The following is a 13770-nucleotide window of genomic DNA, read 5'->3' as shown; positions in this document are numbered from 1 at the left end:
GATTAATTTTACTAATGACGACCCCTGGTCTGATTCAAATATGACGCCATAAGAAAAACAGATACATCCTGTGCACGAAGTGGCCCAAACAGCATTTTATGCTGAAAACATTTCCTTCCCCAGCATGGTGCAGAGATTTGATGGCTGCACCACAGTGAGACGGCTCACACTTCCTGCGGGATTACGCGGGGGTACACTGTCAACTTTTTCACCAAATTAATAATAAAAATCATAAACTTAAGTGACAAAAAAGCATATTACCCTCAATAAAGCTGGCTATTTGACCTGAGTACGCTTTCCCGATAAGTTGGAATTCCGCTGGATGCTTTCCTGTCGGGCCAGTGTCTCGGCATATCTATGCAGCAAGAAGACTCCCTCTAGATGCAAGTTATCTCCAGTTAAGAGACCCGGATTAAAGAGCAGCTCATCAAGGACGTCCATACTATGTCTTGAGAGGAATTGCTCGGTGTTGCGACGCCCGCTCATTGCCGAGCGGAGCAGAAATTGATACAGCGCCTGTGAGCTGACTCAGCAGTGCTCTGTACTTGAAATAATGCAGGTAATGTCAAAAGCAGTTTAAGGAGACCTCAATGTCCACTCAAAAACCTAATCCCTATGGCTTGTATGATCCAACAGCGGGCAGTGATAGCTGTGGTGTAGGTTTCATTACCCGTAAGGACGGCGAGCAGACTCATGAGATCCTGCAAATGGCACACAGTGCGCTGTGCACCGTGCCGCACCGTGGCGGGATGTCAGCTGAAGGCGTGGGCGATGGCGCAGGCGTCAACGTCGACCTTTCTCTGCACTTCTTCCGGAAAATCACCGGTCAGCCGCTGGAAGCGGGCCGTTTTGGCGTGGGTAACTTCTTCGTTCCGAAAGATGCCGAACTGCGTGCCAACGCCGAGCGTCTGGTGGAAGAAACGCTGGCAGCCTATAACTTCCCGGTGCTGGTAAAACGCGACATGCCGCTGGACGGTAGCGTAACGCGCCCGGCCGCCCTGCAATTCCAGCTGCCGATTGTGCAGTGGGTGTTTGCTGCGCCACAGGACATCACCAGCCAGAACGAATTTGAGCAACGCATCTATCGTGCGCTGCTGGACATTGAAGCGCAGGCCTTTACTGAAAGCGAATTTGGCGGTCTGTATCCGCTGTCGCTCTCCTCGCGCACTCAGGTATTTAAAGCACGCCTGAATTCCAACGAAGTGATCCCATACTTCAAAGATTTGACCGACCCGGACCATCAGGTGCGTGGGTTGTTCTTCCATACCCGTTTCTCCACCAACACCGACCCGCACACCACGATGGCGCAACCGTTCCGTCTGATGGCGCATAACGGTGAATTGAACACAGACCGTAAAAACCGCATTGCCGAATCAGCGCTGGCGCTGGCACGCGGCAAAAAAATTGTGCGTCCGAAAGGCCAGTCAGACAGCTCACGTCTCGACCAGAGCATCCACAGCCGCCTGATGGAAGATAATCTCGACCTGATCAATGCCGTCGTCTCCATGATGCCGCCAGCATGGGAGAACGACTCCTCGCTCTCCACTGAAGTGCGCGCCATGCTGGAATACTTCTCATTGTATGAAGAGAAGAACGATGGCCCGGCAGCACTGATCTTCGGTAACGGCGAAGTGATCGGCGCACGTCTGGACCGCCTCGGCCTGCGTCCTCTGCGTTCTGTGGAAACGGCTGAATATATCGGTGCTATGTCCGAAGCGGGCCAGATTGCCTTCCCGCCAGAAAGCGTACTGCGTCGTGGCCGTATCGAAGCGGGCGGCATGCTGTATTACGATCACCGTGAAAAACGCTCCTACACCACCGTAGAAGCACTGGAAAAACTGGCAACTGAGAAAGATTACCCTGCCCTGCTGAGCGCGGCGCGTGTCGACCTGAAAGAACTGCCGGAGATCCCGGCAGAGAAACTGGGTTCACCGCTGCGTTATGGTGGCGACCTCAAAACCTATCAGCGTTTTGTGGCCTACTACTACAACCAGGAAAGCTTCAAATTCATGATGGACCCGATGCTGCAAACCGGCGCTGAGAAAATCTCTGCGATGGGTTACGGCAATGCCATCAACGGCTTGTCCGATCATGAAGGCGGCATGGCGCACTACTTCTCGCAGCGCTTTGCGCAGGTGACGAACCCACCGCTCGATTCAATCCGTGAAGCGGATGGCATGACGCTGCGCGTGGCTCTGGGTGCCAAACCGCATCTGGGCCGCAGCAAAGGCCAACAGATCATCGTTCCGACGCCTATCCTGACGCACCTTGATATGCTGCGTCTGCGTGAGCAGAAAGTTGCGCCTTATCAGCGTTTTGAGATGCTGTACGAGCCGGTAATCGGTAAAGATATCGTCAGCCGTGCAGCCAACGCTGCCGCACTGGAAAAAGCCATCGACGATCTGGCTCAGAAGGTCGTGGACTTTGCTCGTCAGCAGGGCGGAATCGCGGTGCTGACTGACCGCCATATCTCCTCTACCCATGCGGCGATCCCGATGTTGTTGATGGTATCCGCCATCAACCAGCGTCTGGTGCAGGAAGGCCTGCGTCTGGATGTCTCGCTGGTGGTCGAAAGTGGTCAGAGCATCTCTTCTCACCACATTGCCGCAGCACTCGGCTTCGGTGCCTCCGCTATTTATCCGCTCGGCGTGCAAATGCGTGCTGAAGAGAAATTCGGCGAAGGTGAAGAAGGCAACAAAGCCTTTAAACGCTATGCCAAAGCCGCAGAAAAAGCGCTGATGAAAACCATGGGCAAAGTGGGCCTGTGTACCGTGGAAAGCTACAGCTGTGGTGAATTCTTCGAACCGAACTTCCTCGATACCGAAGACCCGGTGCTGAAGAAATATTTCCCGAACATTAAAACCCCGGTTGGCGGCGCAGGCTTCCCGGCTATCGCCCAGATGGCGGTGGACTGGCATCAAAGCGCGCTGAAAATCCAGGGTGAAGCGGAAGTCCCGTTACTCGGCCTGTTTAAAGAGCGCGCCGAGGGTGCTGGCCATTCCTATGGCACCATCGCTGTCCGTACTTTTATTGATATGACGGAACAGCCGATTCGCTTCGCGGATAAAGCCCGCGAAGAGGACAACTTTATCCGTCTGATGACGCTGGCGAAACTGGACAATGCGTTCAACATCAAAGCGGAAGCGTTCAAAGACAGCAGCTTCGAACGTATCCCGAATGATGTCATCGACAGCTTTACTATCACGCCGGATTACCGCCAGTTCTCCAGCCTGATGTATGCCGAGCGTAAACGTCGTCCGGCGGCGCTGCGTGATATCCTCGCGCTGCCATGTGATTTGACCCACGTCGACAGCGAAGCAGAGTTTGGTCGCAAACTGGGCCGCTACTCGCTGGTGAACAATGGCTTCGCCACCCGTGGTCTGCAATGCGAAGCGGTTAACGGCAGCCTGAACCAGTTTACGCTGCGTCTGGTTGATGCCATTGCCGGTCTGAAACCAGAAAGCGAGCGTCTGGCTGCGCTGGCGCGTGCGCTGAAAACCCGTTTTGCCGATGAAATCGAAAAAAGCGAAGTCGTGAATGGTGCGCTGAGTGTCACCGCTTACGGCAAAGCGGCTGACTACCTGTCACGCCTCTTCACCGCGCTGCCTTCGCTGCCGCTGGAAGAGATTCAGCCTGCACACGAAATCACCCGTACCTTTGCCTCTGGCGCGATGAGCCACGGCGCATTGGTCGCCCCGGCGCATGAAGCCGTCGCACACGGCACCAACATGGTGGGCGGGATGAGTAACTGCGGTGAAGGTGGTGAACACTATTCACGTCACGGCACCATCCGCGCCTCACGCATCAAACAGTTGGCATCTGGTCGCTTCGGCGTCTGGGCAGCTTACCTCGCCGATCCGATGCTGGAAGAGCTGGAGATCAAGATTGGCCAGGGCGCAAAACCAGGCGAAGGCGGTCAGTTACCGGCACCGAAAGTTACGGTAGAAATCGCCGCAGCGCGTGGCGGTACGCCGGGTGTGGAGCTGGTTTCTCCACCGCCGCATCACGACACTTATTCTATCGAAGATTTGGCACAGCTGATTCACGACTGTAAAGCCGCACGCGTGCGCGTCATCGTTAAACTGGTGTCTTCCGAAGGTATCGGCACCATCGCGGTTGGCGTAGCGAAAGCCGGTGCTGACGTCATTAACGTCGCCGGTAATACCGGTGGCACCGGTGCGGCATCGGTTACCAGCCTGAAATACACCGGCCGCGTGGCGGAAATCGGCATCGCCGAGGTGCATCAGGCGCTGTGTGCCAACGGCCTGCGTGACAAAGTACAACTGCGTTGCTCTGGCGCGCAGCAAACCGGCAGCGACGTGATCAAATCCGCCCTGCTCGGTGGCGACAGCTTCGAGTTCGGTACGACCGCGCTGATGATGCTGAAATGCGTAATGGCGAAAAACTGTAACGTCAAATGCCCGGCCGGTCTGACGACCAACGCCGAAGCCTTTGATGGCGATCCGCGTCAGTTGGCCCAGTACTTCATCAACGTGGCACAGGAAGTACGTGAGTTCCTCGCACGCCTCGGCCTGCGTTCACTGCGTGAAGCACGCGGCCGTTCAGATCTGCTGCACCTGATGGATCACCCGCTGGAAGTCGGCAAACTGGACCTGCGCGCCATGCTGACCGTCGTACCAGAGCAGAAAATCGCTAAACCCGTCTATCTGGAAAAAGATTTCGAACTGGACAACGGCTGGGTTGAAGAGCTGAAAGATCAGCTGGTCGCGAAAGGCAGTCGTGAGATCGCGCTTGGCGCAGGCATCACGCTGAACAACCGTAACAAGAGCGTCGGTGGTCAGTTGGCCATTGATATCGAACGTATGCTGAACCATGAACTGTCAGCCGAACAAAAAGCCGCTATCCCGGCGGTGCTGAAAGATGACCGTGGCCGCCACTACCTGGCACCGGCCACCGTGCAGATCCAAACCTCCGGCTCTGCCGGCCAGTCGTTCGGTGCATTCTGCAACGACGGTATGCAGATGAAGCACTACGGCACCTGTAACGATGGCGTCGGTAAAGGTCAGTGTGGCGGCGAGTTGGTGGTGATGTCACCGGGCGGCGGCGCACAGGATAGCGATGGCAACGTACTGATCGGTAACTTTGCCCTGTTTGGTGCCACCGGTGGACGTCTGTTCGTACAAGGCCAGGCGGGTGACCGTTTCGCCGTACGTAACTCTGGCGCAACCGCCGTTGTTGAAGGCGTGGGTGACTTCTGCTGTGAATACATGACCAACGGTGCCATTCTCAACCTCGGTACTTTCGGTAAAGGCTTTGGTAATGGCATGAGCGGCGGCTTTGCCTACCAGTATGACCCGTACGGCTCACTGGCGGCACACGCCGCCGGAGACTCGGTGCTGTTTGGCTCCATCGCTGATGAAGACGAAATGGCGAAAGTGCACAAACAAGCGGTGCTGACCATGCTGAACTGGCATCTGGAAGCCACTAACTCACCGCGTGCCGCATGGTTGCTGGCAAACTGGGAAACCGAGTGCCACCACTTTGTGTATGTCATGCCACGTTCGCTGTTGCTCTATCAGGACGGTGGTGAGATTCTGAAGGCGAAATCGCGTAAGGATCTGCTGGAAGAACTGTCAACCTCGCTGGCTGCGCATCAGGTCGCGAAGTTCAAATCAGCCTGGCGTGCGGGCAAAACCATCGCTGATGGCGCGGTGCCGGCTTACGGTGCTACCGATACGCTTGAAATGTTCGTGCTGCTCAACAACTATACCGTGCTGAGCTTCGCGCAGCAGTTGGCACTGAGCAAGCTGCCGAAAGGCACTTCAGTAGAAGACCCGGCGGTTGAGAAAGCGGTACGTAACCTGCTGATGACAGAAGATTTCTCGTTGGTAAGCAAGCTGCAACGTCATGCACGCTCTGCTATCGAGAACTACAACGATGATGAACTGGCGAGCCTGATCGCGTCCAAACGTATGTCGGATTACAAAGCCGCGCTGACGCAACGCAACATCCGTTCGATGGACAGCCTGGCTACCTATGGCTGGATCATCTATCAGGATGCCTGTAACCGTGAGGTGCTGGGTCATCTGCCTGATTTTGAAGAGTTGTTTGCCCGTGCGGCATTGCCAGAAATCGCGGCGGCTGTCGGAAAATTATCCTGATAGCTGAATCAACAGATTTGTGTATTACTGACTGAATATGAACGGGATTGAGTAAAAGTACCCATGAAGATTCCTTACATTCCTGAAGATGCACCGTTTAACGGTGATCAGAAATACTGGCTGGCGGGTTTTCTCGCCGGTCTCCACTCACGCCTGTTGGTGTTAGAAGATAAGCAGCAGGCCGCCCCTGCGGCCGGTGCTGCAACGACAACCCAACTGCATATCCTGTTCGGTTCACAGACGGGCAACGCGGAAGCGTTGGCCCAGACCGCAGCGAAAGCCGCGCGTGCCAAAGGCCTGGTGCCTGTGGTGCAGGCGTTGGGTGAGGTGGATATCGATCTCTTCGCCACCATGCGTCATGTGCTGATCGTCACCTCTACCTACGGTGAAGGTGAAATGCCGGACAACGCTCAGCTGTTCTGGCAGGCCATTTCTGCCAGCACCGCGCCGCGTCTGGAGCAGATGCACTTCGCCGTACTGGCGATCGGCGACACCGGCTATGACGGTTTCTGCCAGGCCGGTAAATTCATCGATATGCGCCTCGAACAGTTGGGTGCGAAGCGTGTGGTTGATCGTATTGACTGCGATATCGATTACGAAGAGCCATCCAGTACATGGATCGGTGGAGCCATGCCGCAGTTTGCCGCCAGCGCGGGCAGCAGCGGTACGGTGCTGGAAAGCGCACCGGAAGCACCGGTCATTCCGGGCAGCAACAAACAGAATCCTTATGCTGCGGCATTGGTGACCAACAAACGTCTTTCTGGCGAGCAGTCCGGCAAAGATATCCGTCACTTCGAGTTTGACCTGACGGACAGCGGGCTAAAGTACGAAGCAGGCGACGCACTGGGCGTAATCCCAGTGAATGACCCTGCGCTGGTGACGCTGCTGCTGACCCAGTTGAATGCAGACTATGAAACCCCAGTGCCGGGCTTCGAGCGTAATCTTGGTGATTTGCTGACTTACCAGTTTGAAATCTCTGAGCCGTCGCGCAAACTGATTGAGTGGGTCGGCCAGAACACCACTAACCAGGAATTGCGCCACGTCCTGCAACACGACGACAAAGATACCCTCGGCGTGTGGCTGTGGGGCAAAGATACGCTGGACCTGCTGCAACTGGAGTTGACGCGCAGCCTGTCGGTGCCGGAATTTGTCGCGATGCTGCGCCCGCTGCAACACCGTGCTTACTCCATCTCCTCCAGCTCGAAAGCCCATCCGAATCAGGTGCATCTGACCATCGCTTCAGTGCGTTACCACAGTGGTGGCCGCGCCCGTAACGGTGTCTGCTCTACCTATCTGGCTGAGCGTGTACGTCGCGGCGAAAAACCGGCAATCTTTATTTCGCCCAATAAAGCGTTCCGCGTCCCTGCCAACAATAAGGCACCGCTGATCATGGTGGGGCCGGGTACCGGTATTGCACCGTTCCGTGCCTTCTTGCAGGAGCGCCAGGCCACCGGTGCCGAAGGCAAAAACTGGTTGTTCTTTGGTGACCAGCATCAGGAACACGATTACATCTACCAGGATGAGCTGAACGAGTGGCAACAAAGCGGTCTGCTGACTCACCTTGATCTGGCGTTCTCGCGCGATCAGGAAGAGAAGATTTACGTGCAGAATCGTATGCTGGAGAAAGGTGCTGAGCTTTATGCCTGGTTGCAGGACGGTGCTTACTTCTACGTGTGTGGTGATGCATCACGCATGGCGAAAGATGTCGATGCGGCGCTGTATGAAGTGGTACGCCAGTTTGGCGGCCTGTCCAGCGAACGTGCGGCAGCTTATGTCGATCAGTTGAAGAAAGATAAACGCTATCTGCGTGACGTCTACTAAGACGCAGGCATAAAAAAACGGGCCATCTGGCCCGTTTTTTATTTCACCACACGCAGTGAAGGTCGACCACCACGCGGCGGCGGCTCATCATCTGGCGGAGTTTCATCGTCAGTCGAATCATCAGGACGATCGCCATCAATCACCGACATCATGGTTTCTTCCTGACCTTCCAGTTCATCCTGCGCAGCCAGTTCATAGGCCGGTTCTGGTTCGAACATGGTGCCAGCGCCGTTTTCACGGGCGTAGATAGCCAGAATCGCCGCCATCGGTACTGAGACCTGACGCGGCACGCCACCGAAGCGGGCGTTGAACTGGACATGATCGTTGCCCAGCTCCAGGTTACCTACCGCACGCGGAGCGATGTTCAGCACAATCTGACCATCACGCGCGTACTCCAGCGGCACCTGCACGCCAGGCAGATTAATGTCGACCACCAAATGCGGCGTTAACTGGTTATCAAGCAACCAGTCATAGAACGCACGCAGCAGGTAGGGACGACGGGCCGTTAGTTGCGACATTTCCATAGATTAGCCCCGGGCTTGAAGGCGCATTTCACGTTCTGCTTCGGTCAGTGAAGCGAGGAAAGAGTCACGTTCAAATACGCGGGTCATGTAGCCTTTCAGCTCTTTAGAACCTGCGCCAGCCAGCTCAACACCCATAGACGGCAAACGCCACAGCAGCGGCGCCAGATAGCAATCAACCAGGCTGAACTCTTCGCTCATAAAGAACGGCGTACGTGAGAACAGCGGTGCAATCGCCAGCAGCTCTTCACGCAGTTGTTTACGCGCGGCATCGGCTTCTGCACCGGTGCGGGTTTCAATGATACGCATCAGGCTGTACCAATCCTGCTCAATGCGGTGCATCATCAGGCGGCTTTCACCACGGGCAACCGGATAGACAGGCATCAGCGGCGGATGCGGGAAACGCTCATCAAGGTATTCCATGATGATGCGAGATTCATACAGCGTCAGTTCACGATCTACCAGCGTTGGTACTGTGCGGTACGGGTTGAGGTCAATCAGATCCTGCGGCAGGTTATCCGTTTCAACCTGCTCGATCTCCACGCTGACGCCCTTCTCAGCCAGTACAATACGTACCTGATGGCTGAAAATGTCAGTCGGACCAGAAAACAGCGTCATTACCGAACGTTTGTTGGCAGCGACAGCCATGAAAACCTCCAAGTTTGTTCACAAAAAAATACTGCGAATAGCCAACCACACGGCGACTCACCTGCTTATCAGATTCGCACACAGCCAGCGTTTGCGGCATTTTTCGCCCATCCTGGCGGAAAAAACATCCACAACGCTCCGGCTCGCGGGCGCAAAGTGACAGTCAGTTTACCAGATTTTAAGCAGCTTGTGGGGCGTGGAAAGTGATTTGCAGGCAAAATGCGGGCAAAGCTCGCGTTTTTGTGGCGGCAATTCCTGTCCGGAAAAAGCAAAAAACCCGCCGAAGCGGGTTTTTTGTGCCAACTGACACTGCCGAAGCAGCAACAATTAACGTTTGGAGAACTGCGGACGACGGCGTGCTTTACGCAGACCGACTTTCTTACGTTCAACCTGACGCGCATCACGGGTAACGAAGCCCGCTTTACGCAGTTCAGAACGCAGAGACTCGTCGTACTCCATCAGAGCGCGGGTGATACCGTGACGGATCGCACCTGCCTGACCAGAGATACCACCACCTTTAACGGTGATGTACAGGTCCAGTTTACCAACCAGATCAACCAGCTCCAGCGGCTGACGCACGACCATGCGTGCAGTCTCGCGACCGAAGTACTGCTCCAGAGAGCGCTGGTTAATTACGATGTTACCGCTACCCGGCTTGATAAAGACGCGAGCGGATGAGCTTTTGCGGCGACCAGTGCCGTAGTTTTGAGTTTCAGCCATTGCCTGTAATCCCGATTAAATGTCAAGAACTTGCGGTTGCTGCGCCGCATGGTTGTGCTCGTTGCCTGCGTAAACTTTCAGTTTACGGTACATAGCACGACCCAGCGGGCCTTTCGGCAGCATGCCTTTAACCGCGATTTCAATCACACGCTCAGGACGGCGGGCAATCATCTCTTCGAAGGTCGCCTGCTTGATACCACCGATGTGACCAGTGTGGTGATAGTAAATCTTGTCGTTACGCTTGTTGCCAGTTACAGCAACTTTTTCTGCGTTCAGAACGATGATGTAATCACCGGTATCAACGTGCGGAGTGTATTCCGCTTTGTGCTTACCACGCAGACGGCGCGCCAGTTCAGTCGCCAGGCGACCCAAGGTTTTGCCAGTTGCGTCAACAACATACCAGTCACGTTGGACGGTTTCTGGTTTAGCTGTAAAAGTTTTCATTGAAAAGCTTACCCAAATAAAGTTACACGTTGGTGAAATCCCAAACGCCAAGTTAACGATTGAGGCTCACACGACCATTTCGCCCAGCAAGCCCACCCCCTCAGGTAGAGTTACCGGATCACAAAGGTTCCTGGGAAGAAAAACCTTTGCCGTAACGTGGGGTCGCAAGATTATAGAGAAGTCGACCACAAAGATCGAACCTTTTTACGCCCCACGTCAGGTTTTTTGCGTTGCATCAGGGTAAATGCGGCAGGCGCAGGTATTCTTCGCTCTGCATCTCCTGCAAACGCGACAGGCAGCGTTGATATTCAAACTTCAAACGCGTGCCCTGATAAATCTCAAACAACGAGGTTTCTGCCGCCACCACCAGTTTCACATGACGTTCGTAGAACTCATCCACCAACGCGAGGAAGCGGCGAGCCTGGTCTTCCGTCTTGTAAATCATCACCGGCACATCATACAGCAAAACGCTGTGGAAGCGGCGCGACAGCTCGATATAGTCATGCTGGCTGCGTCCTTCGCCACAGAGCGTCAGGAAATCAATCGCCAACACGCCATCCTGTACCCCCAGCGTCGGCATCTGACGATGGTTAATCTCCAGCACCGGCGCGTCACTGCGCGGTTTACCCGACAGGGCACGGAACATGCGCTCCATTTCCGCATGCGTCTCGTCGTTGAGCGGGAAGCTCCACAAATGCGCCGACGTCAGGGTACGCAGACGATAATCGATTCCGGCATCAACGTTCATCACGTCACAATGACGCTTAATTTGCTCAATCGCCGGCAGAAAGCGCGCACGTTGCAAACCATTACGGTAGAGATCATCGGGTGGGATGTTCGAGGTAGCGACCAGCGCAATACCCCGTTCAAACAGCGCTTCCATCAAGGTGCCGAGCAGCATGGCGTCGGTGATATCGGAAACAAAAAATTCGTCAAAGCACAGAATGTCGGTTTCAGCCTTGAAGCGATCGGCAACAATCAACAGCGGGTCACTGTGCCCCTGCAATTGCGTCAATTCTTCATGGACACGCAGCATGAAACGGTGAAAGTGCAGGCGTAATTTGCGATCGCCAGGAATAGACTGAAAAAACAGGTCCATCACCCAGGTTTTGCCGCGTCCTACCCCGCCCCACATATACAGGCCGCGCACCGGCGCTTCTTTACTGCTTTTTTCTTTATTCATCAGCTTAGAAAGACGACCAAACAAGCCTTTACTGGCTGGCGGCATGGTTTGCTGGCGCACGACCAATCCTTGCTGAATGGCATCTAAGCGGGTAATCGCTTCCCGTTGTACGTCATCCGGGCGAAATTCACCCTGTGACAGCGCTTGCTCATAGCGCGCAAGCGGAGATGAGGTTTGCATGGTTCTCTCAGAGTCCCTGAAAAAGTCCGATTCACAAGTCGGTTGTCGAAAATTAGGCCGCTCTACACTAAGCGATGCCGCTCCAGAGTTCCACTTCCAATCGATTAACGGGTATAGTGGCTGTTATTGAAGTTGAAGCAGAAGCAATGCCCTACGAAGCAACGGAAATTACACGGGAGTCATTATGACCTGGGAATACGGGCTGATTGGTTTAGTGATTGGCATTATTGTCGGCGCAGTCGCAATGCGTTTTGGCAACAAGAAACTGCGCGAACAGCGCACCATGCAGTACGAACTGGAAAAATCCAAAGCAGAGCTGGCGGATTATCGTGAAGAGCTGACCAACCATTTTGCACGCAGTGCAGAATTGCTGGATAACATGGCGCGTGATTACCGCCAGCTGTATCAGCATATGGCGAAAGGTTCTAACGACCTGTTGCCAAATCTGCCGGGCGAGAAAAACCCGTTTGCTTACCAGCTAACGGAAGCCGAAGCGGATAACGATCAGGCACCGGTGCAGATCCCGCGTGATTACTCCGAAGGCGCATCCGGCCTGTTACGTGGCGGCGATCGCGCACCGCGTAATTAATCTTTTGGGGCACAGCAACGCTGTGCCCTTTTTGTTTGTCGAACCCTTACCCCAAACAACTGTCACACTTTTTTAATCCCCTTTTCGCAGCGAGAGCGTTGTAGCAATGAAAAAACAAGCACGACTGTTAAGCGCATTAGCCTTGAGCATTGGGATGAGTCTGGCCGCCACCCCGGCTGCACTGGCGACTCTCCCGGCGCAAATCCAGGGACAGCCACTGCCGAGCCTGGCACCGATGCTGGAAAAAGTGTTGCCTGCCGTGGTCAGCGTCCACGTAGAGGGCACCGAAACCGCGGCTCAGGGTCAGGATTTACCTGAACCGCTGAAACGCTTCTTTGGCCAGATGCCGGGACAAAATCAACCACAGCCTTTTGAAGGCCTGGGTTCGGGTGTCATTATCGACGCCGCGAAAGGCTATATCCTGACCAATAACCATGTCGTCAACGGCGCAGACAAAATCAGCGTTCAACTGAGCGACGGCAGCGAATATGACGCCAAACTGATCGGCCATGACGAGCAGACGGATATTGCGTTGATTCAGGTACAGGGCGCGAAAAACCTGACGCAGGTAAAAATCGCCGATTCCGACACACTGAAAGTCGGTGATTTCGCGGTCGCCATTGGTAACCCGTTTGGCCTTGGTCAAACCGCCACCTCGGGCATTATTTCAGCGTTGGGCCGTAGCGGCCTGAATCTGGAAGGGTTGGAAAACTTTATTCAGACCGATGCCGCGATTAACCGGGGCAACTCCGGTGGTGCGTTGGTTAACCTGAATGGCGAGCTGATCGGTATCAACACCGCGATTCTGGCCTCCAGCGGCGGCAATATCGGTATCGGCTTTGCCATTCCCAGCAATATGGCGATGAACCTGGCTCAGCAGCTGATTCAGTTTGGCGAAGTCAAACGTGGACAGTTGGGCATTAAAGGCACGGAAATGACCGCCGATATGGCGAAAGCCTTCAATGTCGATGCACAACGCGGCGCATTCGTTTCCGAAGTGCTGCCAAAGTCAGCGGCGGAGAAAGCCGGGATCAAGGCGGGCGATATTATCACTTCCGTGAACGACAAACCGATTACCAGCTTTGCCGAATTGCGGGTAAAAATCGGCACCACGCCACCGGGTCAGCAAGTCAAATTGGGGCTGCTGCGTGACGGTAAGCCAATCAGCGTCAACGTCACGCTGGATCAGAGCGCGCAAACCACCGCCAGCGCTCAGCTTCTCTCCCCGGCCCTCCAGGGCGCCACCCTCAGTGATGGCACCACCAAGACCGGTGATAAAGGCGTGAAAGTCGACACCATCGAAAAAGGCACACCAGCGGAACAGGTTGGTCTGCAAAAAGATGATGTGATCGTTGGCGTGAACCGTAACCGGGTGGAAAGCCTGGCGGAAATGCGCAAAGTGCTGGAGACAAAACCGCCTGTGCTGGCGTTGAATGTAGTGCGCGGCGACGAAAGTATCTACCTGCTCTTGCGATAATCATCTCAACAGACGGACAAGCAGGTGTTTGTCCGTCTTTCTCATGTTATTCTGCCCTGCGATCT

The 13770-nt window shown here is 54.9% G+C and carries 10 protein-coding genes; 4 read left to right on the top strand and 6 right to left on the bottom strand.

Features of this window, described 5'->3' with window-relative positions:
• Positions 1 to 590 precede the first annotated feature (590 nt).
• Both AC6I8R_RS02475 and AC6I8R_RS02470 read left to right on the top strand, forming a co-directional pair.
• Positions 591 to 6122 carry a glutamate synthase-related protein gene (locus AC6I8R_RS02475; RefSeq protein WP_497831866.1) on the top strand — a complete coding sequence of 1844 codons (5532 nt, stop codon included), beginning with the start codon at positions 591 to 593 and terminating at the stop codon, positions 6120 to 6122.
• A gap of 63 nt (positions 6123 to 6185) precedes the next feature.
• Positions 6186 to 7943, top strand: a complete 1758-nt coding sequence (locus AC6I8R_RS02470) for a sulfite reductase subunit alpha (protein ID WP_021184233.1) — start codon at positions 6186 to 6188, stop codon at positions 7941 to 7943.
• Positions 7944 to 7981: 38 nt separating this feature from the next.
• Here the strand turns inward: AC6I8R_RS02470 and sspB are convergent, their stop codons facing one another.
• The 6 genes from sspB to zapE form a co-directional block, all read right to left on the bottom strand.
• Positions 7982 to 8467, bottom strand: coding sequence for a ClpXP protease specificity-enhancing factor (sspB, locus tag AC6I8R_RS02465; protein WP_013507647.1), 486 nt, complete (start codon positions 8465 to 8467; stop codon positions 7982 to 7984).
• A 3-nt stretch (positions 8468 to 8470) separates the two neighbouring features.
• Entirely contained in the window at positions 8471 to 9112 is a 642-nt protein-coding gene (sspA, locus tag AC6I8R_RS02460; RefSeq protein WP_021184232.1) for a stringent starvation protein SspA, read from the bottom strand.
• Positions 9113 to 9280: 168 nt separating this feature from the next.
• Positions 9281 to 9415, bottom strand: a complete 135-nt coding sequence (locus tag AC6I8R_RS02455) for a hypothetical protein (RefSeq protein ID WP_021184231.1) — start codon at positions 9413 to 9415, stop codon at positions 9281 to 9283.
• 24 nt (positions 9416 to 9439) lie between these two features.
• Positions 9440 to 9832: a 30S ribosomal protein S9 gene (gene rpsI, locus AC6I8R_RS02450; RefSeq protein WP_013507645.1), complete on the bottom strand. Its 393-nt coding sequence runs from the start codon at positions 9830 to 9832 to the stop codon at positions 9440 to 9442.
• Positions 9833 to 9847: 15 nt separating this feature from the next.
• Entirely contained in the window at positions 9848 to 10276 is a 429-nt protein-coding gene (rplM, locus tag AC6I8R_RS02445) for a 50S ribosomal protein L13 (protein WP_013507644.1), read from the bottom strand.
• A 235-nt stretch (positions 10277 to 10511) separates the two neighbouring features.
• Positions 10512 to 11639, bottom strand: a complete 1128-nt coding sequence (gene zapE, locus AC6I8R_RS02440; RefSeq protein ID WP_415173136.1) for a cell division protein ZapE — start codon at positions 11637 to 11639, stop codon at positions 10512 to 10514.
• Positions 11640 to 11823: 184 nt separating this feature from the next.
• On the opposite strand from zapE, the gene zapG reads away from it, so the two are divergent.
• Complete coding sequence (zapG, locus tag AC6I8R_RS02435; RefSeq protein WP_021184229.1) at positions 11824 to 12228, top strand: Z-ring associated protein ZapG; 405 nt, start codon at positions 11824 to 11826, stop codon at positions 12226 to 12228.
• 106 nt (positions 12229 to 12334) lie between these two features.
• A complete protein-coding gene (gene degQ, locus AC6I8R_RS02430; protein ID WP_036626367.1) occupies positions 12335 to 13705 on the top strand; it encodes a serine endoprotease DegQ in 1371 nt (456 codons plus the stop codon).
• Positions 13706 to 13770 lie beyond the last annotated feature (65 nt).

This window comes from Pantoea sp. X-Soil-OKNW-713, from assembly GCF_059730685.1.
This window is presented reverse-complemented; position numbering and strand designations above follow the sequence as displayed.